20 protein-coding genes are annotated in these 22,491 nt (G+C 64.7%); 8 read left to right on the forward strand and 12 right to left on the reverse strand.

Translation table 11 applies throughout. The annotated features are described in order from the left end of the window. Nucleotides 1-33: 33 nt before the first annotated feature. From kdsA to AC1DMA_RS01880, 3 genes are all read left to right on the forward strand, one after another. Nucleotides 34-885: a 3-deoxy-8-phosphooctulonate synthase gene (kdsA, locus tag AC1DMA_RS01870; protein ID WP_478143057.1), complete on the forward strand. Its 852-nt coding sequence runs from the start codon at nucleotides 34-36 to the stop codon at nucleotides 883-885. 79 nt (nucleotides 886-964) lie between these two features. Further along, nucleotides 965-1,438, forward strand: a complete 474-nt coding sequence (locus AC1DMA_RS01875) for a hypothetical protein (protein ID WP_478143058.1) — start codon at nucleotides 965-967, stop codon at nucleotides 1,436-1,438. Continuing rightward, a complete protein-coding gene (locus AC1DMA_RS01880; RefSeq protein ID WP_478143059.1) occupies nucleotides 1,435-2,673 on the forward strand; it encodes an NRAMP family divalent metal transporter in 1,239 nt (412 codons plus the stop codon). The genes AC1DMA_RS01875 and AC1DMA_RS01880 overlap by 4 nt, the downstream gene beginning before the upstream one ends. Nucleotides 2,674-2,702: 29 nt before the next feature. On the opposite strand, the gene AC1DMA_RS01885 is transcribed toward AC1DMA_RS01880, so the two are convergent. Further along, nucleotides 2,703-4,301: an MFS transporter gene (locus AC1DMA_RS01885; protein ID WP_478143060.1), complete on the reverse strand. Its 1,599-nt coding sequence runs from the start codon at nucleotides 4,299-4,301 to the stop codon at nucleotides 2,703-2,705. Between the two features lie 96 nt (nucleotides 4,302-4,397). Between AC1DMA_RS01885 and AC1DMA_RS01890 the strand changes: the two genes are divergently transcribed. Then, nucleotides 4,398-5,852, forward strand: coding sequence for an alpha/beta hydrolase (locus tag AC1DMA_RS01890; protein ID WP_478123184.1), 1,455 nt, complete (start codon nucleotides 4,398-4,400; stop codon nucleotides 5,850-5,852). A 31-nt stretch (nucleotides 5,853-5,883) separates the two neighbouring features. Here AC1DMA_RS01890 and AC1DMA_RS01895 read toward each other — a convergent pair whose 3' ends face one another. Further along, entirely contained in the window at nucleotides 5,884-7,329 is a 1,446-nt protein-coding gene (locus AC1DMA_RS01895; protein ID WP_478123183.1) for an MFS transporter, read from the reverse strand. A gap of 312 nt (nucleotides 7,330-7,641) precedes the next feature. On the opposite strand from AC1DMA_RS01895, the gene AC1DMA_RS01900 reads away from it, so the two are divergent. Together AC1DMA_RS01900 and AC1DMA_RS01905 are read left to right on the forward strand one after the other, a co-directional pair. After that, nucleotides 7,642-9,831, forward strand: a complete 2,190-nt coding sequence (locus AC1DMA_RS01900) for an Ig-like domain-containing protein (protein ID WP_478143061.1) — start codon at nucleotides 7,642-7,644, stop codon at nucleotides 9,829-9,831. 427 nt (nucleotides 9,832-10,258) lie between these two features. Further along, entirely contained in the window at nucleotides 10,259-10,486 is a 228-nt protein-coding gene (locus AC1DMA_RS01905; RefSeq protein WP_478123181.1) for a hypothetical protein, read from the forward strand. A gap of 22 nt (nucleotides 10,487-10,508) precedes the next feature. Here the strand turns inward: AC1DMA_RS01905 and AC1DMA_RS01910 are convergent, their stop codons facing one another. From AC1DMA_RS01910 to AC1DMA_RS01925, 4 genes are read right to left on the reverse strand one after another with little or no spacing between them, the layout of a single operon-like run. After that, nucleotides 10,509-10,946, reverse strand: coding sequence for a CBS domain-containing protein (locus AC1DMA_RS01910; RefSeq protein ID WP_478123180.1), 438 nt, complete (start codon nucleotides 10,944-10,946; stop codon nucleotides 10,509-10,511). Nucleotides 10,947-10,992: 46 nt separating this feature from the next. Then, the gene (locus AC1DMA_RS01915) at nucleotides 10,993-12,048 is read right to left on the reverse strand and encodes a 2-oxoacid:ferredoxin oxidoreductase subunit beta (protein WP_478123179.1); all 1,056 of its coding nucleotides are present in this window, start codon (nucleotides 12,046-12,048) and stop codon (nucleotides 10,993-10,995) included. Then, nucleotides 12,045-13,889: a 2-oxoacid:acceptor oxidoreductase subunit alpha gene (locus AC1DMA_RS01920; RefSeq protein ID WP_478123955.1), complete on the reverse strand. Its 1,845-nt coding sequence runs from the start codon at nucleotides 13,887-13,889 to the stop codon at nucleotides 12,045-12,047. The genes AC1DMA_RS01915 and AC1DMA_RS01920 overlap by 4 nt, the downstream gene beginning before the upstream one ends. Nucleotides 13,890-13,891: 2 nt before the next feature. After that, complete coding sequence (locus AC1DMA_RS01925; protein ID WP_478143062.1) at nucleotides 13,892-15,724, reverse strand: FAD-dependent oxidoreductase; 1,833 nt, start codon at nucleotides 15,722-15,724, stop codon at nucleotides 13,892-13,894. Nucleotides 15,725-15,897: 173 nt separating this feature from the next. Between AC1DMA_RS01925 and AC1DMA_RS01930 the strand changes: the two genes are divergently transcribed. Further along, nucleotides 15,898-16,110, forward strand: coding sequence for a hypothetical protein (locus AC1DMA_RS01930; protein WP_478123177.1), 213 nt, complete (start codon nucleotides 15,898-15,900; stop codon nucleotides 16,108-16,110). A 2-nt stretch (nucleotides 16,111-16,112) separates the two neighbouring features. On the opposite strand, the gene AC1DMA_RS01935 is transcribed toward AC1DMA_RS01930, so the two are convergent. Genes AC1DMA_RS01935 through AC1DMA_RS01960 form a run of 6 tightly spaced genes read right to left on the reverse strand, consistent with a single transcriptional unit; the run spans nucleotide 16,113 to nucleotide 21,203 of the window. Next, complete coding sequence (locus AC1DMA_RS01935; RefSeq protein WP_478123176.1) at nucleotides 16,113-16,655, reverse strand: methylated-DNA--[protein]-cysteine S-methyltransferase; 543 nt, start codon at nucleotides 16,653-16,655, stop codon at nucleotides 16,113-16,115. 22 nt (nucleotides 16,656-16,677) lie between these two features. Beyond that, the gene (locus AC1DMA_RS01940) at nucleotides 16,678-17,337 is read right to left on the reverse strand and encodes a PqiC family protein (protein WP_478143063.1); all 660 of its coding nucleotides are present in this window, start codon (nucleotides 17,335-17,337) and stop codon (nucleotides 16,678-16,680) included. Further along, entirely contained in the window at nucleotides 17,337-18,974 is a 1,638-nt protein-coding gene (locus tag AC1DMA_RS01945) for a PqiB family protein (protein WP_478123174.1), read from the reverse strand. Before AC1DMA_RS01945 ends, AC1DMA_RS01940 begins: the two co-directional genes overlap by 1 nt. Next, nucleotides 18,971-19,666, reverse strand: a complete 696-nt coding sequence (locus tag AC1DMA_RS01950; RefSeq protein ID WP_478123173.1) for a paraquat-inducible protein A — start codon at nucleotides 19,664-19,666, stop codon at nucleotides 18,971-18,973. The genes AC1DMA_RS01945 and AC1DMA_RS01950 overlap by 4 nt, the downstream gene beginning before the upstream one ends. Continuing rightward, a complete protein-coding gene (locus AC1DMA_RS01955) occupies nucleotides 19,663-20,286 on the reverse strand; it encodes a paraquat-inducible protein A (RefSeq protein WP_478143064.1) in 624 nt (207 codons plus the stop codon). The genes AC1DMA_RS01950 and AC1DMA_RS01955 overlap by 4 nt, the downstream gene beginning before the upstream one ends. Then, a complete protein-coding gene (locus AC1DMA_RS01960) occupies nucleotides 20,283-21,203 on the reverse strand; it encodes a LysR family transcriptional regulator (RefSeq protein WP_478143065.1) in 921 nt (306 codons plus the stop codon). Before AC1DMA_RS01960 ends, AC1DMA_RS01955 begins: the two co-directional genes overlap by 4 nt. A 97-nt stretch (nucleotides 21,204-21,300) precedes the next feature. Between AC1DMA_RS01960 and AC1DMA_RS01965 the strand changes: the two genes are divergently transcribed. Next, a complete protein-coding gene (locus AC1DMA_RS01965) occupies nucleotides 21,301-22,482 on the forward strand; it encodes an MFS transporter (RefSeq protein ID WP_478143066.1) in 1,182 nt (393 codons plus the stop codon). Nucleotides 22,483-22,491: the final 9 nt, after the last annotated feature.

Below are 22,491 nucleotides of genomic sequence, written 5' to 3' on the forward strand. Positions count from 1 at the left end.
GAGAATATGAGGAACACTCCAGGAGAACTCGCCGTGTCGACCGTCGCCATCACCTCCGCAATCAATGTCTGCAACACCAATGCCTTTGTGCTGTTTGGCGGCGTCAACGTACTCGAGTCGAAAGACATGGCACTGCGTGCCGCGCAGGAATACGTCCGCGTCACGCGGAAGCTTGGCATCCCCTACGTCTTCAAGGCAAGTTTCGACAAAGCAAATCGCTCGTCTATCCATTCGTATCGAGGTCCCGGTTTACAAGAGGGCCTGAGGATCTTCGAGGCCGTCAAGGCAGAGTTCGGCGTTCCCGTCCTCACCGACGTGCACGAGCCATGGCAGGCGAATCCCGTCGCCGAAGTGGTGGACGTTCTACAGCTACCTGCATTTCTCGCCCGCCAGACTGATCTGGTCGTCGCTCTTGCCAGGACGGGCAAGGTCATCAACGTCAAGAAGCCTCAGTTCCTGAGTCCGCCGCAGGTGCTCAACATTGTCGAAAAAATCAGGGAGGCCGGGAATTCTCCCGTCATCCTGTGCGACCGAGGAACCTGCTTCGGCTACGACAACCTGGTCGTGGACATGCTTGGCTTCGGCGCCATGAAGAAGGTCACCGGGAACTTGCCTGTCATCTTCGACGTTACCCATTCCCTCCAGCAACGCGAGGCGAATGCCGCTGTCTCTGGCGGGCGGCGCGAGCAAGTGGTCGAACTGGCGCGTGCCGGCCTGGCCGTGGGCTTGGCGGGCCTCTTTCTTGAAGCTCATCCTGACCCAACGCAGGCCAAATGCGACGGTCCCAGCGCTCTGCCGCTGGATCAGTTGGAGCCTTTCCTGGCGCAGTTGAAGGCTTTGGACGACCTGGTGAAGTCGTTCGCACCGCTCCATATCCTTCCCTGAACGAACCCGACCAGGGCATGCAGTTTTCCGGGCTGTGGGCCTACACCACGGGATGAGACGCGACCCATACCCTCCTCTCATGCGAACGCGCCCGCGCCTGTTCCCTGCAATTGGAGCTTCATTCAATGGAGGCCTGCGCATCACCGTCGCCGTCGTGGCCGCCACCGCGATGCTGGCGGGAGGCTGCAACGCACCACGCGCTGAACTCGATCCCGCAGATCTGCGCCAGGCTGCCCGCGCTGTCTCAAGCCTCGCCGCCGAATCAGCGCTGATGGCAAAGTTGTTTGCAGAGGGCCACGTGAACGAGAACTTCGTGTGGACGCACCAGCGTGCACTCCAGGAGCATGCGTTGCAGATCCGGCGCGACCTGCACCGGCACGTGCCGCCCGCGCTTCAGGCCCGCGTTGAGCAGGTGGCCGCTGTCGACGGGCTCGTGGAATCTGCGCTTGCGCGCATCGGGCCGTCGCGTGACGATCCGGAGCAGCTCATCGCGCTCGTTTCGACCTTCGGCGAACTCGGGCGCCGTGCCCAATCGCTCGAGGAGCCCCAGTGAGCCAGTGGCTGGAACTGATATTGGGCGTGATGACCGCTCTGGGCGGCTTCGTCGACATCGGCGAATTGGTATTCGCGATCGCGGGAGGCGCGAAGTTCGGATATGCGCTGCTATGGGCGGTGCTGCTTGGCACGATTGGCATCGCGTTGTACTGTGAGATGTCCGGCCGCATCGCCGCCGTCATCAAGAAGCCGACCTTCGAGATCGTGCGCGAGCACTTCCGTTTTCGGCCGGCTCTCGTGATTCTGGTCGCCTCCAACTTGGTGAACCTGCTCACCTGCGCGGCCGAAATCGGCGGCATGGCGATCATCCTGCAGGTCCTGTTCGGATTGGATTTTCGGCTCATGCTGCTGGCCGCCAGCGGCTTGCTGTTGTTGACCGTCTTTGTTCTTCCCTTTCGCTGGATCGAGCGGTTGTTCGGCATTCTCGGACTGACATTGCTTGTCTACGTAGCCGCTGCATGGCGCCTCGGCCCCGACTGGCATGCCGCTGCGCGCGGGCTGCTGCCCGGGCCGCCGGGCCCGGGGCAGCCGGGCTTGGCGTTGTACGCCTATTACGCCGTGGGTGTGCTCAGTTCGCTGCTGATGCCATACGAGGTTTACTTCTACTCGTCGGGCGGGCTCGAGGACGGCTGGACGCCGAAGGACCTGACGGTCAACAAGGTCACGGCTGGCGTGGGCTTCGCTCTCGGCGGCGTGCTGACCATGTCGCTCATGGTGGTGGGTGCAGCCATGTTTCTGCCTCAAGGGATTGATCCGCAACACCTCGGTACCGCGCTGCTGTCTGCCGGAGCGACGCTGGGCCGCAACGGCTTCGTACTGGCGCTCTGCGGCGTTTTCTTTGCTGTGGGGGGCGCTGCGGTGGAAACGGCCTTGGCGGCGGGCTACAACATCGCACAGTTTTTCGGGTGGCCCTGGGGCAAGAGCAAACGGCCGCGCGAAGTGCCACGCTTCACGCTCGCGTGGGTGACCTGCATCGTGGCCGGCGCGGCGATCGCCTCGACCGTGCTCAATCCGGTGGACATCGTGGAGTATTCGGTCATCTTCGCCGTAGTGGTGCTGCCGTTCAGCTACTACCCTATTCTCAAGCTGGCGGGCGACCGCACACGCATGGGCCAACATGCCAACTCCGGCTTCATTCAAATGCTCGGCTGGCTGTACTTCGTGATCATCTGCGTCGTCGCTGTCGCGGCGGTGCCGTTGATGATCGCGACAGACATGGGGCAGCGCGGCTAGGCGGAAGGCGCAAGCGGGAGTCGCACCTGTCAGCCGACACCGGGCGCAGTCACCGCACGCGGCCCGCGCCCGATCATCACCCACGCACTCAAGGCACTCATCAGCGCCAACCCCGAACACAACACCATCACCCATCGAAACCCCGATACAAACGACGCATTCACCGTCTGTCTCAAAGCCGCAGCCGCCGCGGCGTCGATCCCCTCGGGCAACCTCGCGCCGGCCAACTGACTGCGCTGCGCTTCAACGAACGCAGCCGCTTGTGCGGATGCACCGACCTCGCGCAGCCCTTCGGCAAGGCGCGCATCGAAGGCCCAGGCCATGACGACGCCGAACACCGCAATCGCCAACACAGAGGCCGTGCGCGACACAGCGTTGTTCACCCCCGATGCGATTCCCGCAAGATCCGGCCCCACTGCATTCATCACCGTGGTCGTCAATGGCGCGACCGTGATCGTCATGCCGAAACCCAGCACCACCACAGCCGGAAAGAAGGCCGTCCAATAGTTGACACCAACCCCCGGCAGCGCAAAGAGCGCGAAGCCCACGGCCGCAATGCTCGGCCCGATCACCAAGGGCAATCGCGAGCCGAACCGATCGACCAACTGCCCTGCCCAGCCAGACAGCGCGAACATGATGAGGATGAACGGCAAGAATGCAGCGCCCGCCGCTGTGGCCGAATAGCCTTGCACCTGAATGAGATTGAGGGGGAAAAAATACAAGCCGCCACCCAGCGCTGCATACAACAGCAAAGTCAGCAGATTCGCGCCGCCGAAGTTGGCAATGCGCAGCAGCGACAACGGCAGCATCGGCGAACGCACCCGCAGCTCGACGATGACGAACGCAATGCTCGCCCCAACCCCGATGACCAATGCTGAAATCACCGGCACTGACGACCAGCCTTGCGTCGGCGCCTCGATGAATGCGTACACGACGCCGCCCAGCGCGATCGTTGCAAGCGCCGCGCCCCATAGATCGAGGGGCGCCGCCGAATCTCCGCCGCGGCTTTCAGGCACATGGCGCCACACGATCAGCAGCACGATCGCCGCCATGGGCACATTCACCAGGAACGCCCAGATCCACGAATAGTGATCGACAAGGAATCCGCCTGCCACCGGACCAATCGCTGCAGTGATGCCGCTGAACCCGGACCATGTTCCGATAGCGCGCCCGCGTTCCTTTTCGGGAAAGGACGCACTGATGAGCGCGAGACTGCCGGGCACCAGCATCGCACCGCCAATCCCCTGCACGGCACGCGCAACGATGAGCTGCTGCACGCTCCCCGCCATTGCGCAGCCGATGGAGGCCAGTGCGAAGAGCCCGACGCCAATGGCAAAAATTCTGCGCCGTCCGAAATGATCGCCCAGCGATCCGCCGACAAGCAAGAGCGCCGCAAGAAACAACGCGTACGACTCCACGACCCATTGCGCCTGGAATGCGGTCGCGTGCAGGTCCGCCTGTATGGCGGGCAAGGCCACGTTGACCACCGTGCCATCGATGAAGGCCATGCTCGAACCGACGATCGCCGCGGCCAGCACCCATGGCTTGGATGCCGGCGGGCAACCTGTCGGCTCGCAGCCGACGCGAATGAGAGCGTCGTTGCCCGGTGGCTTGCCGATCTGACTCATGGGATGAACCTCAATGCCGAGCAGAACCTCGTGATAGATTGCGCGCGGGTGCCGACGACGTGTCGCTTGCCCGCTGCATGCACGAGAAGGGCAATCATGGTATCCCGGTTGGCGAGGCTTCTGAAATGGACTGCGTTGGTGGTGGGCATCGTCATCGTGACCGCAGTCGCACTGCGCACCTACGACATCCAGCGTGGGCCGCCGCTCGAACTCTGGCACACCTACGTGCCGCACGAACTCTCGCGCGACGAGCTTCGCAAGGCTGACTGGGCGACCTACATCGCGGCCGAGAACAAGGCGCTCGAAGAGGTTCGCACCCACGTGACCGAACAGCTGCCACCCGAGGCGCAGGTTCCGAGCAATCGCTACTTCACTGGAAGCCCGATCTATCCGGGCCACTTCGCGCAGGACTGGAACCGCTCATACATCCTCGAACCGCAAGGCACGCCGCGCGGGGCCGTCGTGCTTCTGCACGGATTGACCGATTCGCCATACAGCCTTCGGCACATCGCGGGCATGTACCGGGATCGCGGATTTGTGGTCGTGGCAATTCGCTTGCCGGGCCACGGCACAGTGCCTTCGGGCCTGACGCATGTCGATTGGGAAGATTGGTCCGAGGCAACGCGCCTCGCTGTCAGGGAAGCGCGCCGGCGCGTGGCGGCGCCCTTGCCTCTGCACGTCGTCGGCTTCTCGAATGGCGGCGCGCTGGCGATGAAGTTCGCGCTCGACGGGCTGGACGATTCGAACCTGGCGCGGCCTGATCGGCTGATCCTCATCGCGCCGATGATCGGCATCACCGAACTGTCGCGCTTTGCAGGCGTGTTCGGCTGGCCGGCTATTTTTCCTGCCTTCGCCAAGGCAGCGTGGCTGGGCATCGTTCCGGAGTTCAATCCGTTCAAGTACAACTCCTTCCCGGTGAACGGCGCGCGGCAGTCGTCGCTGCTCACGCGCGACCTGCGTGCGCACCTCGCCCGCGAAGAAAGCGCGGGCAATCTTGCCAAGCTGCCGCCGATCCTCACCTTCCAGTCGCTGATCGACTTCACCGTCAGCACCCGCGCGATCGTCACCGGCATGTATGCGCGCCTGCCCAGCAATGGGAGCGAACTGGTGCTCTTCGACCTGAACCGCAGCATCAAGTTTGGCCCACTGCTGCGGTCGGGCAGCGACCTGCGGCTCGACCGGGTGTTGCCGCCGGCGCCGAGGAATTTCCGCTCGACGGTGATCACCAACCGGGGACCGGACAGCCGCCAGGTGGTGGAGCGCGTCACCGAAGCCGGCGCCACGACGGAGCAGACGCGCAGCCTCGACCTGGAGTTTCCGCTGGAGGTGTTCTCGTTGTCGCACCTCGCGCTCCCCTTCCCCATGGACGATCCGCTCTACGGCATGCGGCCCGGGAACAACGACGAGTTCGGCGTCAATCTCGGCGCGCTGGCGGTTCGCGGCGAGCGCGGTGCGCTCATCATCAGCCTGGACTCGCTGTCGCGGCTGTCTTCGAACCCGTTCTTTCCTTACATGGCGGAGCGGATCGCCGAAGTCATCCCCGCCAAATAAGAACGAAGAACGAAGAACGAAGAACGCCGCTTCAGGCGTGCCGAGGCGCAGGCTGGCGAGTGCGCAGCGTGCTGCAAACCGCCGCCACCGCGGCGCAAGTGGCGGCCAGCGCCAGCGCGATGACCTGTCCCCTGCCCTCGTGCGGGCTCCAGACGCTGAAGATGCCAGCCAGCGCCGCCGCACCGAGCGTCTGGCCCGTGAGCCGCGCGGTACCCAGCATGCCGCTCGCGGCACCGCTGCGATGCGGCGGCGGCGAGGTCACGATGGTGTGGTTGTTCGGCGACTGGAACAAGCCGAAGCCAAGGCCGCACAGAACCATGCGCCATGCGATGTCCACGTTGGTTGGATGCGCGGGCAAGGCGGCGAGCAGGGCCAGCCCTGTGGCGAGCAGCGCCAAGCCGATGCCGCCGAGCAATCCGTCCGGGTACTTGCCGATCAGCCGGCCCGCGATCGGCGCCATGAAAACGATCGCCAGCGGCCAGGCGGTGATCAACAGGCCCGCTTCGAAATGCGACTTGCCATAGGTTTCGAGCAGCAGGAAAGGCAACGCGATGAAAGAAAGCATCTGCGCGCAGAAGGCGCCAACCGAGGTGCCCATCGACAGCGCGAACACCGGAATGCGCAGCAGATCGACCGGAAAGAGCGGCAGCGTCAGCTTGAGCTGTCGGCGCACATAAATGAAGCCCACCGCCACGCCGCCGATCAGCAGCGCCCATGCGCCGGCAGTGGTGCCCGCCTGCCCCACGGCGCCTTCGCGCACGCCCAGCCGGTCGGCGCCGATGAAGATCAGCGCGAACATCAATATGTTGAGCAGCACGTCCACGACGGAGAATCTCGAGCCCGAAGCCGAAGCGCTTTCGCTCGCCGGCAGAGATCGGTAGCCCAGCACCAACACCAGCGCGCCCAGCGGCACGTTCAGCGCAAAGAGCCAAGGCCATGACGCCACGGACAGGATCCCTGCGGCAACCGAAGGCCCGGCCACCGATGCCGTCGCCACGACCATCGAGTTGATCGCCATTCCGCGCCCCAGCTGGTCGCGCGGAAAGATCAGTCGGACCAAGGCCGCATTGACACTCATGATCCCGGCGGCGCCCAGGCCCTGCAGGGCGCGTGCGGCAATCAGCGTGCCCAGCGAATCCGCCAGTGTCGCGAAAAGCGAGGCGACCGCGAACAACACCATGCCCAGCAAATACACCCGCCGGTAGCCGAACAGGTCACCGAGCGATGCCAATGGCAGCAACATGACCAAGGTGGCGATCTGGTAGGCATTGATCACCCAGATCGCATGCGATGCGTTGGCGTTGAGTTGGTGCGCGATGCCCGGCAGGGCGAGGTTCACGATGGTGCCGTCGAGCACCGCCACGGCGATGCCCAGGATGATGACCAGCATCGCTTGCCAGCGCTGCGGCTGGGGCAACCCGTCGCGCACGACGGAGGCGGAAAGGTGCGACGTCGGCATCGTTTCAGCTTGCTGCATACGCGGTCGCCTTGTGTTTGGAGGTCTTGGGGGCGATGGCGATCTTCGAGGAGCACGGGGAGCACAAGCAATTCATCCACGCATTGTCGCCAAGGAGTCGATGGGCCATCGGCAGCATGAAGCGGCGTGCTGTGCTAGAGCCAGCGGCAAGCGATCGCCAGATCATGCCGGCCAGCGGCGACCCCAGGGGCGGACTATCCCCAACTGGTCACCAGCCCGCCCAGAAGATATAAGAACCGTCGGCGGGTATTTCGCGGCCGACCCGTCCTCGGCTTCCTTGCTGCACCAACGACAGTTCGGTAAGGAGACAACATGCAGGATCTGCAATCTGGATTCCCGGTTCGACCGCTCCGCCTCGCGGCAATGGCGCTCGCGCTCACGTTCTCGGCTCCCATCCTTTCATTCGCCGCGGGAGTCAGTGTCAAGCTTGATTTTTCCAGTCCGAGCACCAGCCCATTTCCGAGTGACCGGTTCACGCAGCCGGACTGGACGCAGAACACATTCAAGCGCGTCAATCTTCCGAAGCCCAATTGCGCTGTGCGAGTGTCCGATTGCCAGGACATCGACGTCCTCAATACGCTCGACGGCTTCAATACGCAGCCGCGGATCACCGTGCCTTTCACGGGCGACATCGACTTATCGACGGTCAACAGCGACACGATGTACCTGTTGAACTTGGGCGACACGCTCTCCGGCGCAGGGTTCGGCCACAAGGTCGGCATCAACCAGGTGTCGTGGGATACCGCCGCGAAGACGCTGGTCGTCGAATCCGACCAACTCCTGCAGGAGCACTCGCGCTATTTGCTGGTGGTGACCAGCGGGATTCGCGACAAGGCAGGCGACCCCATCGAAGGAGGCGCCTTTGCGCGGCTGGGCCTGCCCCTCGGCCGCGGCGAAGCGCAAGACCGCGACAGCATGGATTACCGCGGAGCTCTTCAGGGCGCCCAGCGCTGGGTCCAGCCCGGCCGCAACCGGCTGGTCGCGCTGAGCCTGTTCACCACGCAAAGCATCAGCGCCGACCTGTTGAAGATCCGAGAGCAAATCCGGCGCTCCACGCCGGGCCCAGTGAATTTCGTGATCGGCAATGCCAATGGCAGCCCGGTGCGCGCCGTGTTTCCGGTGGCCGACCTGACTGGCATTCAATGGGTGCAGCAGACGGGCACCGCGCCTGCGTTCACGACTTCGACCGTCCCGACCACCGCATTGAATGTTGTGCCGGGCGCGGTCGGGCGCATCGCGTTCGGCAAGTTCCGCTCGCCCAACTATGAGAATGCCGCCCAGGTCATTCCGCCGACGGGCACCTTGCTCGGGCATCCAGCGCCGCAGTCCACCAATGACCTGGTGGTCGAAGTCTTCCTGCCGAGCGGCGCGCGTCCGCCGGGTGGTTGGCCGGTGGCGATCTTCGGGCACGGCTTCACCGACAGCATGTATGGCGCGCCATGGACCGTGGCGTCGGTGTTCGCCTCCAGGGGAATCGCAACCATGGCGATCAGTGTCGTGGGACATGGCGGCGGCGCATCGGGCACGCTCAACGTCGTGCCCAAGGCCGGTGCGCCAGTCGTGGTGGCCTCGGGCGGCCGCGGTTTCGATCAGGACGGCAACGGCATCATCGATTCGACCGAAGGGGTGAGCGCAGTCGGCGCGCTGTCGCTGGTGTCCAGCCGCGACGGCCTGCGCCAGACGGTCGTCGACCTGATGCAACTGGTGCGGCAGATCCAGGCCGGCATCGACATTGACGGCGACGGCTCGGTCGACATCGACAAGAGCCGCATCTACTACGCAGGCCAGTCCTTCGGCGGCATCTACGGCACCATCTTTCTCGGGGTCGAGGGCGCGGTGAGAGCGGGTATTCCGAACGTGCCTGGCGGCTCGATTCCCGAAGTCGCACGGCTTGGCGGTTTCCGGGTGCTGACGGCGGTTGCGCTCGCAACGCGCCAGCCGCAATTGCTCAATCTGCCGCCGACGCCGAATGTTCCCGCGCCCTACAACCTCAACTTCAACGAGAACGTTCCGCTGCGAGACCTGCCGCCGCTGGTGAACGACGTGCCGGGGTCCACGGCGATCCAGGAGGTTCTCGAACACAGCACGTGGGCTCAGCAGACGGGCAATCCGGTGTCTTACGCGCCATACATCCGCAAGCAGCCGCTGCCGGGCAACGGCCCCAAGCCGGTGATCGTGCAGTTTGCGAAGGGCGACGAGACAGTTCCGAATCCGACGACCACTGCCCTGATTCGGGCTGGGCAATTGGCGGATCGCGCCTTGTTCTATCGCAACGATCTGGCCTTTGCCGCCACGTCAGGTGCCGTCGGCAAGAACCCGCACACCTTCCTCACCAATATCGCCGTTCCGGCGGCCGCACCATTCGCTGTCGCTGCACAGACGCAGATGGCCGTGTTCTTCGCGACGGATGGTGCGCAGATCATCGATCCAGACGGCGCCGGTCCGGTGTTCGAGATGCCCGTGAATCCGCCGCTGCCTGAATCACTCAATTTCCTGCCGTGATGATGACTTCCTTCACCCCAGGACCATGAAAAGGGAAGCCGCGAAGCCAAATAGCGACCGCGATCAGCAGGTTTTGCAAGTCACTTGATGCACGTGCCTACGCGCATTGTGGTCAAGCGAGGGGTCCGAGGCAGTAGATTAGGGTTTACCCCAAAATCACTTCCTTGTGACCACCCGTTGAAGCGAAGTAATTTCATGCTGACCCTTTTGATCGTTCTCGGCGCAGCCGGCGCCCTCGTTTTTCACGGCGTCAAGACCTCCAAGATCGTCGACGAAAGCTGAGCCGGCAAATCTCTCTGCAAGCTCTCTTCAGCTCTCTTCCCATGGCCTCGCACAGCAATGCACGAGGCCTTCTTGTTTGTGGCGCCAGCCGGGGCACCGGTACACAATGCGTGCTCCCCGCCCCCACCTGAAAGTGAAGATCGCTTTGGCATCCTCTTCCCCCTGGCCCGACAAGATCATGGCGTTGCTTCGCGCCGGCAATCCCGACGCGGCCATCGCGCAGATCAAGGTGGCTCCAGGCGTTCGTGAACTGCGCGCGCTGCAAAAAGCGCTCACGGCTGCGCACCTGACGGGCCGCTGGAGCAATGTCGACATCGCCGTGACAGAAAGCCTGGAGGCGCTCTCCGCGCCAAGGCTGCACCGGTCGCCTTAGCCGGGCAAGATCCCGGCCGCGTCTAGCCAAGAACGTCGTTCACCTGCTCATGGAATTCCGTCTGGCTGATCGCCGCGCCAAGCTCCCGCGGCAGGGCGTCGCGGACCGAGAACACGCCAAGGATCTTCTTGCCCGACACCAGCGGCAGATGGCGAAAGCCCCGCTCCAGCATCAGCACGATGGCGTCGGACACGCGTGTTTCCGGCGCTACGCAAATCGGATTGGGCGTCATGACCTCGCGCGTCGGCGTGCGGTCGGGATCGAGCCCCCGGGCCAGCACCCGCGTCATCAGATCGCGCTCGGTCAGGATGCCCAGCAGGATATCGGGCGGTTCCATGATGAGCACGCTGCCACAACTGGCGCGCGTCATCACGCAGGCGGCATCGCGCACCGTGGCCTGCGGGCTCAGGCTGATCACGTGTTTGCGCGAGATGGACTGGAAGACGGTGCGTTCGTCCATGGTGTTTCCTCCAACGGCCAGGCGCTATGGTGCGTCTTGCTTCCGGTCAGCGCAAGGAGATGTTGAGCCGCTCCAGCGCACCAGCTCCCGGACACAGCTCCGCCGGACCCAACGCGTTGAGAGGCCGCGCACTGGTGTTGAGCGCCGTGTGCAGGTCGGTCGCGAGCGGATCGACGTAGAGCAGGCCCGTGACGACCTCGCCCATCTCGTGGTGCCGCTGCATATACGCCATCGCGGCATGCCGATCGCCGGGGTTGTAGCCCTGATGCAGACTGCGAAGCCGCAGCAGGCTTCCATCGTGCTGGCGAACGTCCATCACTTCGCCGGGCGCCAGGTCGACGGTGATTTCGTCGCGTTCGCTGATGAAATCGATGCGGCTGACCGCTTCGTTGTGTTCACGCACGTAGTCGTAACTCTTCGTGCTTCCGGGGTGGTTGTTGAAGGCGACGCAGGGGCTGATCACGTCGATGAAGGCAGCGCCGCCGTGGCTGATCGCGCCCTTGATCAACGGCACCAGCTGCGCCTTGTTGCCAGAAAAGCCGCGCCCGACGTAGGTGGCGCCCAGTTGCAGTGCCATCGCGACCAGATCGACGGGGCTGTCGGTGTTGACGACGCCCTTCTTGCTCTTCGAGCCTGTGTCCGCCGTGGCCGAGAACTGGCCCTTGGTCAGGCCGTAGACGCCGTTGTTCTCCACGATGTAGGCCATGCGCACGCCGCGCCGCATCGCATGCGCGAACTGGCCAAGGCCGATGGACGCCGAATCGCCGTCGCCGGAAACACCCAGGTAGAGCAGATCGCGGTTGGCGAGGTTCGCGCCGGTCAGCACGCTGGGCATGCGGCCATGCACGGTGTTGAAGCCGTGCGACGCGCCGAGGAAATAGTCCGGCGTCTTCGAGCTGCACCCAATGCCCGACAGCTTCGCGACACGATGCGGCTCGATGTCCAGCTCCCAGCAGGCTTCGATGATGGCAGCGGAAATCGAGTCGTGTCCGCAGCCGGCGCACAGCGTCGAAATCTTGCCCTCGTAGTCGCGCCGCGTGTAGCCGACCTTGTTCACGGCCAAGGTCGGATGGCGCAGACGGGGCTTCGCGAGATACGTCATGCAATCTCCTTCTTGTCGGCGACTTGGGCCTTCTTGCACACGTGCGCGTCGATGGCCTCGATGACGAAGCGGGCCGTGATGGGTGTGCCGTCGAAATGCAGGACCCGGATGAGCCTGCGCGGGTCGGCGTCCAGTTCGTTGATCAACAGGCTGCGCATCTGGGCGTCGCGGTTCTGCTCGACGACGAACACTTCGTCGTGGTCCGCGAGGAACTGCGGCACGCTCTGAGGAAACGGAAAGGCCCGCAGCCGCATCGCGTCCAGATGAACGCCGCGTTGCTCGAGCGCCTCCAGCGCTTCGTCCATGGACGGGCTGGTCGACCCGAAGTAGATCACTCCCAACCGCGTCTTCTCTGCAGCAGGTCGAAGCACCGGCTGCGGCACCATCGTGGCGGCAGTCGCGAACTTCTTCAGCAGACGCTCCATGTTGTAGACGTAGTCGGGCCCGCGCTCCGAATACCGTGCATAGGCGTCGCGCGTCGTTCCGCGCGTGAAGAAGCTGCCCTTGGTCGGATGCGTCCCCGGCAGGGTGCGCCACGGAATGCCGTCGCCATCGACGTCCTTGTAGCGGCCGAAGTCCCTGCCCGCCTCCAATTCCTCCGCGGTCATGACCTTGCCGCGGTCGTAATCGCGGGCGTCGTCCCACTCAAAGGGCTTGCACAGGCGCTGGTTCATGCCGATGTCCAGGTCGGTCATGAGGAACACCGGCGTCTGCAGCCGATCGGCCAGGTCGAGCGCGGCCGCCGCGTGCTCGAAGCACTCGTGCGGGTCTTCCGGAAACAGCAGCACGTGCTTGGTGTCGCCATGCGACGCATAGGCGCACGAGAGGATGTCCGCTTGCTGCGTGCGCGTCGGCATGCCGGTGGAAGGCCCTCCGCGTTGCACATTGATGAGCGTGACCGGAATCTCCGCGAAGTACGCCAGCCCGATGAACTCCGTCATCAGCGAGATGCCGGGCCCTGAAGTTGCCGTGAAGGCGCGCGCGCCGTTCCACCCTGCCCCGACGACCATGCCGATGGAGGCAAGCTCGTCTTCCGCTTGGACAATGGCAAAGCGATGCTGGCCGGTGGCCGGGTCGACACGAAACTTGGAGCAGTACTTCTGGAAGGCTTCGGCCACCGAGGATGACGGCGTGATCGGATACCAGGCCGCGACCGTCGCGCCGCCATATACGCAGCCGAGCGCCGCGGCACTGTTGCCGTCGACGAAGATCCGGTCGCCAACCCGATCAGCGCGCCGCACCTGCAAGCCGACCGCCGCGCGCAAATGCTCGCGCGCGAAGTCGCATCCCAGATGCAGCGCCTGTACGTTGGAGGCAAGCAGCTTCTCCTTGCCCTTGTATTGCTCGCCGAGCAGTTTTTCGACCACCTCGGGCTCGATGCCCAACAGCACGGCCAGCGCACCGACGTAGACGATGTTCTTGAAAAGCTGCCGCTGCCTCGGGTCGTGATAGACCGCATTGCAGATCTCGGTCAGCGGCATGCCGATCACGCGGATGTCATCGCGAAACTTCGATGGCGGCAGCGCCCGCGTGCTGTCGTAGAACAGGTAGCCGCCCGGCTCCAGTTCGGCCACGTCGGCGTCCCAGGTCTGCGGATTCATCGCGACCATCATGTCCGTGCCACCGCGCCGTCCCATGTGGCCCTGCTCCGACACCCGCACCTCGTACCAGGTCGGCAGTCCCTGGATGTTGCTCGGAAAGATGTTGCGCGGGCTCACCGGCACGCCCATTCGCAGGATCGCCTTCGCGAAAAGCTCGTTGGCCGAGGCCGAGCCCGAGCCGTTGACGTTGGCGAACTTGATGACGAAATCGTTGACCGCTTCGATCTGCCTGATGCTCATGCTCATGCGGGCACTCCCTGCTTCGGCGCGGGCTGCGCATCGCGAGACTTAGGCCCCGCCGGCGTCATCTTCAGCAGGAACTTCTGCATGTCCCAGGCACCCGTGGGGCAACGCTCGGCGCACAAGCCGCAGTGCAGGCAGACATCCTCGTCCTTGACCATCACCCGCCCGGTTTTCAGTCCGCCGGAAATGTAGAGGTCCTGTGCGAGGTTCAGCGCGGGCGCTTTCAGCCGAGGCCGCAAGTCCGCCTCCTCGCCGTTCTGGGTGAAGGTGATGCAATCCATCGGGCAGATGTCCACGCAGGCATCGCATTCGATGCAGGCGACTTCGGTAAAGACCGTCTGCACGTCGCAGTTGAGGCAGCGTTCGGCTTCCTTGAAAGCCGTCGCGGCATCGAAGCCCAATTCGACCTCGACGCGGATGCTCGCCAGCGCGGTCTCCGCCTTGGCCCATGGCACGCGGAAGCGCAAGTCGTTCGACGTGTCGTTGTCGTAGCTCCACTCATGGATGCCCATCTTCTGCGAGACGAGGTTGGTCATCGGCGCGGGCCGGACGCCGACATCCTGGCCATGGAGCATCCGGTCGATCGACACCGCCGCTTCATGCCCGTGCGCGACGGCCGTGATGATGTTCTTGGGCCCGAAAGCCGCATCGCCACCAAAGAAAACGTGGGGCGCGGTCGAGCGGAAGGTCTTCGCGTCCAGCACGGGCAAGCCAGACTTGTCGAAGGCGATTCCGCAGTCGCGCTCGATCCACGGAAATGCATTCTCCTGACCGACCGCCACGAGCACTTCGTCGCATTCGAAGAAGACTTCCGGATCGCCCGTGGGCACGAGCGAGCGCCGGCCCTTGTCGTCATAAGCGCCACGGACGATCTCGAAGCGCATGCCCACCAGCTTGCCGTCTTCGTGCACGAAAGCCTTCGGCACATGGAAGTTGATGATCGGTATGCCCTCGTGCTGCGCGTCTTCCTTTTCCCAGGGCGACGCCTTCATCTCGTCGAAGCCGCTGCGGACGATGACCTTCACGTCGACGCCGCCGAGACGCCGCGCCGAGCGACAGCAATCCATCGCCGTATTGCCGCCGCCCAGCACGATCACACGCTGGCCGATGCTCGTGACGTGCCCGAACGACACTGAATTGAGCCAGTCGATGCCGATGTGGATGCCGGCTGCAGCCTCCGCGCGTCCGGGCAGGTCGAGGTCGCGTCCGCGCGGCGCGCCACAGCCAATGAAGATGGCGTCCCAGCCCTGCGCCATCAGCGACTTCATCGACTCGATGCGCTCACCGCCGCGAAACTCGACACCCAGGTCCAGGATGTAGCCGGTCTCCTCGTCGATGACCGTCTCGGGCAGCCGAAAGCGCGGGATCTGCGTGCGAATGAATCCGCCCGCCTTCGCATCACTGTCGAACACCGTGACCTCATAGCCCAACGGTGCGAGGTCGCGCGCCACAGTAAGCGAAGCCGGCCCGGCACCCACGCAGGCAATGCGCTTGCCGTTCTTTGCGTCGATCTTCGGCATGCGCGCGCGGACGTCTTCCTTCATGTCGGCGGCCACGCGCTTGAGCCTGCAGATCGCCACCGGTTCCGGGTCCTTGGCGTTGCTTTCTTCCACGCGCCCCCGGCGGCAGGCCGGCTCGCACGGGCGATCGCAGGTGCGCCCGAGGATTCCCGGAAACACATTGGAGACCCAATTGATCATGTAGGCATCGCCGTAGCGGCGCTGCGCGATCAGTCGGATGTATTCGGGGACGGGGGTGTGCGCCGGACAGGCGTACTGGCAATCGACGACCTTGTGGAAATAGGCCGGGTTGGCAATATCGGTTCGCTGCAATGCGGTCTCCTGGCTGCCGCTCGCGGCCCCGGGGATGGGGCCGACGCGGGTTTTCGCCAGTATGCGCCGCGCGCGGCAAACAGGGCTCTTGGTGAAACCCCGCAGCAAGGCACGCTCGTCGCGCCCCCGATACACTGACTCGCTTCCACCCCGCACACCGAGGAGTCGATGCAATGTCCGCGAACGCAAATGTCACTGGCGAAGTCGAGTACCGCGCCGGTGACGGCCCCTTGATCCAAATCCCCAAAGGCCCGGTCGAAGTGAACCTTTCGTTCGACAGCGCGGTGATCAGCTGGGGGGACGGCGGCAATCCGCAGATCACCGCCATTCCGATCGCCGAGTACGAGCGGTACGTGCGCGAAGGCAAGATCGAGGCGCACCCCTAGGGCTAGAACAAGGGCGCCGTATCGCTTTCCGGGCGTGCGCCTTCGATCGCAAGCATGCGCAGCTTCGACGCCGTGCCGCCCGGCGCCGAAAAGCCGCCCCATTTGCCGCCTGCGGCCAGGACGCGATGACACGGCACCACGGGCGCAAAGGGGTTGAGCCCGAGTGCTTGTCCTACAGCCCGTGCAAGGCCCTTGTCGCCGAGTTCTTCCGCAATGTCGCCGTAGGTTCGTGTGCGGCCCGGCCGAATCCGGCGCGCAATTGCATACACCCGCTGATGAAAATCGCTGATGCCGTCGAAATCGAGTTGGATGTCCGCAAGGTCGAGCGGCTCGCCATCCAGCAGCGCACGAATGGCGGCCATGGCGCGCTGCACATCCAGAGGCGGCTCGGACTCGCTCGTCTGCGGATAGCGCCGCGCCATGTGGGAGCGAGTGGCTTCCTCCTCTGCTTCGGGCAGTTGCACGCCGACGATGCCGCGCGGGCCCCACGCGATGCCGCACGCGCCGATGGCGGTCGGAAACAGCGCGAAACCGTCGGGGCTCATGATCATGGCCGCCTTGAAGTTTTCAGACCGCCGCGCAGGCCGGCACCTGATTGGCCTTGATGGCCGAAACGCTGCCGGCGATCGCATCGGCCAGCTTCGCGGTCACGCGCTGCGCACCTTGCGCCAAGGCGTCGAATCCGGCGCCGACCGGCTCCGAAATGGACAACTGGCAGCCCGTGGCCGGTCCTTCGTCGGTGCGGCGGACTGTCCATGTAAAGCTGGCCTCGACACCGCTGCCCTCCACCGCGTCGAACTGACCCAATTGCACCGCGATGCGCGTTGCCGGCTGGCCGCGCTGGCGGCCCGTCTTGGTCACGTCCACGGCGCCGAGACGGCTGGCGATGCTGCTGCCCAGCGCGTCGCGCATTTCGTTCTCGAAAGAGGATGACCAGCGGTGATCTTCGAGGATGTCGACGGCGGGGCTGCCCGGGGCACCCTTCTTGCGGACGACCATTTGCGGCCGCGCGAAGCGCTCGGGCATGGCGATGGGCGCCAGCTCGATGTAAGCCGGCGCGGCGGCGCTTGCCGCAGGCGCTTTGGTCGAAGCCGAAGTCTCGGCGAGGCTGTAGTACTGGGGCCCACCGGTGCTGCCGCAGCCGGACCCCAGGAGCGCCAATCCCAGGGCCGATGCCATCGCGGCGAGTCGGAGTCTTGCCGTAGCAGCTTTGGTTGTCGTCGTCATCATTTCTGCTTGTCCTCCGGCTTGCCGCGGATCAGTGATTCGGGATGGCGTTCCAGGTAGTCGGTCAGCACGCGCAGCGAGCCTGCCGCGCGCGTGACTTCCTGCAGCGTCTGCCGCAGGTCCTGTTGCAGCGGCGAATCGTCGGAGATGGTCTTTTCCGCCGAGTTGAGCGTGCGCCGCACATCTCGCATGGCGGCCGCCATCTCTGGCGACACATCGTTGTTGAGCGTCTTCGCGAGTTGCTCCGTGCTGCCGAGCGTCCTGTTCATCGACGCCAGCGTCTTGCGCAGATCGGCGCTGAGCTCGTCGAACGGCACCTTGTTGACCTTGCGCATGATGTCCGTGACCTGCGACTGCAGCTCATCGAGGCTGTTGGGAACAGTCGGGAACTCGATCGGCGACTGCCTCGAATCGAACTTGACCTTCGCCGCTTCCGGGAAGAAATCCATTGCGACATACACCTGCCCCGTCAGCAGGTTGCCGGTGCGCAACTGGGCGCGGAGCCCCTTGCCGATCAGGAAATTCCAGCGCTCTTCCGGCGTTGCCTGCGCAAAGCGCGACGAAGACGGTGCGCCTGTTGCAGCGGCCGCGGCGACCCTGCGCCTCAGGCGGTCCGGATAGATCTGCACCACCACCGGCATCCTGAAGGCACGTTCGCCCACATCGAACTCGACACCGATCGACTTGACCTCGCCGATGACCACGCCCCGGAAATCGACCGGCGCACCCGGCGAAAGCCCGCGGAGCGACTGGTTGAAATACAGCAGGAAGGTCTGCGACGGACCGTCAGGCTCCTTCATGGCCATGACCTCGTCGCTCGCGAGCGTGAAAGCGGCGTTCTCTTGTGCGACTGGCCCGCTCACATCGTCGGGGGACTGGAAGGCGATGCCGCCCAGCAACACAGTGACCAGCGACTGCGTACGCACTTTCAGCCCGCCGGCGCCCAGTTCGACGTCGAAGCCGCTGGCATGCCAGAAGCGCGTGTTGACGCCGACGAACTTGTCATAAGGCGCGTTGATGAAGACCCGCATCGTCACGCCGCGCCCGTCGCCGTCGAGTTCGAAGGCGGCAACCTGCCCGACCTTGATGCGCCTGAAATACACCGGCGAGCCGATGTCGAGCGAGCCGATGTCGCGCGCGTGCAGCATGAACTGCCGCCCCGAGGCATCGCGCGTGACGATGGGCGGGACCTCCAGCCCGGTGAATTCGCCGGCCGTGTCTTCCGACGTGCCTGCATCGGCGCCGATGTAGGCACCGGAAAGCAGCGTCCCCAATCCGGAGATTCCGGAGGTATCGAGCCGCGGCCTGACCACCCAGAAGCGCGTGTCCTTGGCGGTGAAGGCCGAGGCCTCCTTCCGGAGCTGGACCAGCACGCGCACATGAGACCGGTCGTTGGCGAGCCGAATCGTCTGCACCGTGCCGATCTGCACGTCCTTGTACTTGACCGCCGTCTTGCCGGCTTCCAGGCCCTCCGCGGTGCGGAAGGTCAGCACGATTTCAGGGCCGCGCTCCATCAGGATGCGCGCGACCAGCGTGATGCCGACCAGCGCGGCCACGATGGGGATCAGCCAGACCAGCGACGGCAGCCAGTTTCGTCGTCTCGCGACCACTGGTGGCGCCAGCGGAGGTGTCGTCATAGGGTTCCTTCACTTGTCTTCATTGGCTCGTCCGACGCCGCCGGGCTCCGGCGAGTCTTGCGCATGTCCCACGTCAGGCGCGGATCGAAGCTGATCGACGCCAGCATTGTCAGCACCACCACCGCGCCGAAGGCAGCGATGCCGACGCCCGCGGTGATCTCGGCGAAGCCCTGGATGCGCACCAGCCCGGCCAGCAGCGACACCACGAACACGTCGAGCATCGACCATCGCCCGATGACTTCGAGAACGCGGTAGAGCTTGGCACGCTCCAGCTGGCGCCAGTCGCTGCCGCGCTGCGCCATGAGGTTCAGCAGCGTCAATGCCGTCAGCTTGAAGAGCGGCACCAGAAAGCTCGCGATGAAGATCAGCGCGGCAAGGCCGTAGGCGCCCGACACCCAGAAATAGATCACCCCGCTGAGGATGGTGTCCTGCTGCGTGCCGAAGAGGCTCTTGGTGATCATCACCGGCAGCATGTTGGCGGGCAGATAGAGGATGGCCGCCGCGACCAGCAACGCCCAGGTGCGATTGATGCTGTCGGGCTTGCGCGTATGCAGGCGCGTGCTGCAGCGCCCGCAGCGTTCGCCCTCTTGCGCGCCTTCCCAGACGGCGCTGCAGTGATGGCAGCTCATCAGGCCGCGCTCGGCGGCGGTCTCGACGGGCTCGGCGGGCTGCGGCGCAGCGTTGTCGTTCATTCGTCCTGTCCCGCGCGCGGCTCGAAAGCCATTTCCCAGAAGGACCGGGGGTTGAACGACAGCACTGCAGTCAACAGCACCGTCAGCGCCACGAAGGCCCAGAGCGCCGGCCCCGGTATGACCTTGGCCATGCTGCCGAGCTTGATGATCGCGACCAGCACCCCCAGCAGAAACACCTCGATCATTCCCCAGGGCCGAAGCGCCTGCAGCGCGTTCACCAGCACCGTGAATCCGGTCGGGCGCCGTTCGTACGCCATCGGCACCAGCAGATAGAAGAGGATGCAAAGCTGCATCAACGGAAACAGGATGGTGGTCGCCAGCACCAGCAGCGCCACCGGCGACATGCCCTCGGTCGTCAGCGCGATGACGGCGCCTGCCAGCGTCGTTTCGCTCGTCAGCCCCTGGAGCTGGATCTCGACGATCGGAAAGAGATTGGCGATGGTGAAAAGAATCAGGCAAGCAATGGTCAGCGGCAGCACACGCGCATTCAGGTCCCCGGAGCAACGGTCGAGTTCGGTGCCGCAGCGCGGGCAGCGCGAAACCTCGCGCGCAGCCAGCGGCACGCGACGATAAATGGCGTCGCAGCCTTCGCAGACGATGGCGTCGGGTACTTCTTTCATGGCTTCGGCCGCCCATTGTCCGCGACGTTGGCGACCAGAAAGTCAAGCAATGCGCGCACCCGCGCCGGCAGCCGACCCGCCTTGCCGAGATAGACCGCGTGAATGGGTGCGATGTCGCCCGGATTGAACTCTTCCATCACGGGCGTCAGTCTGCCTTCGTCGATGTCCGACTGCACGTGATAGAGCGACAGCCGGCCCAGCCCGACGCCAGCAATCAGGAGCGCGCGAAGCGTTTCGCCATCGCCGGCGCGCACGTTGCCTGCAATGGGCATGTCGATCGCCTTGCCGTCGACACGCAAGGGCCAATCAGGAATCGTGCGCCGGTAGCTGAAGCCGAGGCGGTTGTGCGCCTCCAGTTCCTGCGGGGTACGCGGCGTGCCGTAGCGTTCCAGATAGGCCGGCGAGGCGACGATGGCTTGCCGGGTTGCACCGAGACGGCGCGCGACGAGATCGGATGCCGGCAACTCGCCCCAGCGGATCGCCACGTCGGTGCGCTCGTCGATGAGGTCGACCACGCGGTCGGTGACCACGATGTCCAGCGTCACTTCCGGGTATTGCTCGAGAAAACGCGGAACGAGCGGCACAAGCACGTGCTGGCCGAACGAAACACTGGCGTTGATGCTGACTCGGCCGCGTGGCAGCGCCCCGGCCGCGGCGGAGCGTTCGGCCTCGTCCATATCGGCCAGCACGCGCACGCTGCGCTCGTAGAAATTCCGGCCCTCCGGCGTGAGTTGCAGCTTGCGGGTGGAACGATGCACCAGTTGGGTTGCGAGCCGCGCCTCCAGCCGGGCAATGAGCTTGCTGACCGCCGATGGAGTCATCCCCAGCACGCGAGCGCCTGCGGAAAAGCTGCCTCGCTCCACGATCTGGATGAAGGCTTCCATTTCACCGGAACGATTCACCTCGATGCGTGGCATGGATGGGACGGTCGGTATATGTGACTTGAACTCACAGTTGCAATTCCGAACGGCATTCTAGTCATTGAAGGCAGGCGACGGCACAGTACGGAACATCATGCCCATCGCTCTCCTTGCCCTCACCGCCGGCGCCTTCGGAATAGGCACCACCGAATTCGTCATCATGGGCCTGCTGATGCAGGTTTCGTCCGATCTTCATGTCTCCATCGCCTCTGCCGGTCTGCTGATTTCCGGCTACGCGATCGGCGTTGCAGTCGGCGCGCCGTTGCTGACCATCGCCACTCGCCGATTGCCCCGCAAGACCGTGCTGCTCGCGCTGATGGCGGTGTTCACGATCGGCAACATCGCCTGTGCCCTCGCGGCCAACTACGAGATGCTGATGGCCGCACGCGTCGTCACGTCGCTCGCGCACGGCACCTTCTTCGGCGTCGGCTCGGTGGTCGCGACGGGGCTCGTGCCGCCCGAGCGCCGCGCTTCGGCGATTTCGATCATGTTCACGGGCCTCACTGCCGCCACACTGCTTGGCGTGCCGGCTGGCGCATGGCTCGGCCTGCACTTCGGCTGGCGCGCCACTTTCTGGGCCGTGGCGCTGATCGGCGTCATCGCCTTTATCGTGCTGGCTGTTTTCGTGCCGCGCGGCAAGGCTGAACCCCGGCACGCCCCGCTGCGCGACGAGATCGCTGTGCTGGCCCGGCCACAGGTACTGCTGGGGCTTGCGATGACCGTGCTCGGCTTTGCGGGGGTGTTTCTCGTGTTCACTTACATCCAGCCGCTGCTGACGCAAATCACCGGCGTCTCCGAAGCGGCGGTGTCGCCCATCCTGCTGGTGTTCGGTGGCGGCCTTGCGATCGGCAATCTGCTCGGCGGCAAGCTCGCGGACCGTGCGCTGATGCCGGCGCTGCTGGGATCGCTGCTCGCATTGGTCGTGGTGCTCGGCGCGATGCAGTGGCTCATACACACGCCCGTCACCGCCATCGCCTTCGTGCTGCTGCTAGGCATCGTGTCCTTCGCCACGGTTGCGCCGCTTCAGATGCGCGTTCTGGAGAAGGCTTCCGGCGCGGGACAGAACCTCGCGTCCAGCCTCAACATCGCTGCCTTCAATCTTGGCAATGCGCTCGGCGCGTGGGTGGGCGGCGTGGTGATCGATCGCGGGCCTGGACTTTCGGCGCTCGGCTGGGCAGCGGCGCTGATCACGCTCGCAGGCTTGGCGATTGCACTCTGGAGCCGCGCGCTGGACCGTCGCGAAGCGCTACCCGCTTGCGCGGTTGCCGGCGCCTGAGGCGAACCG

This window comes from Variovorax sp. 05N34, assembly GCF_056397405.1.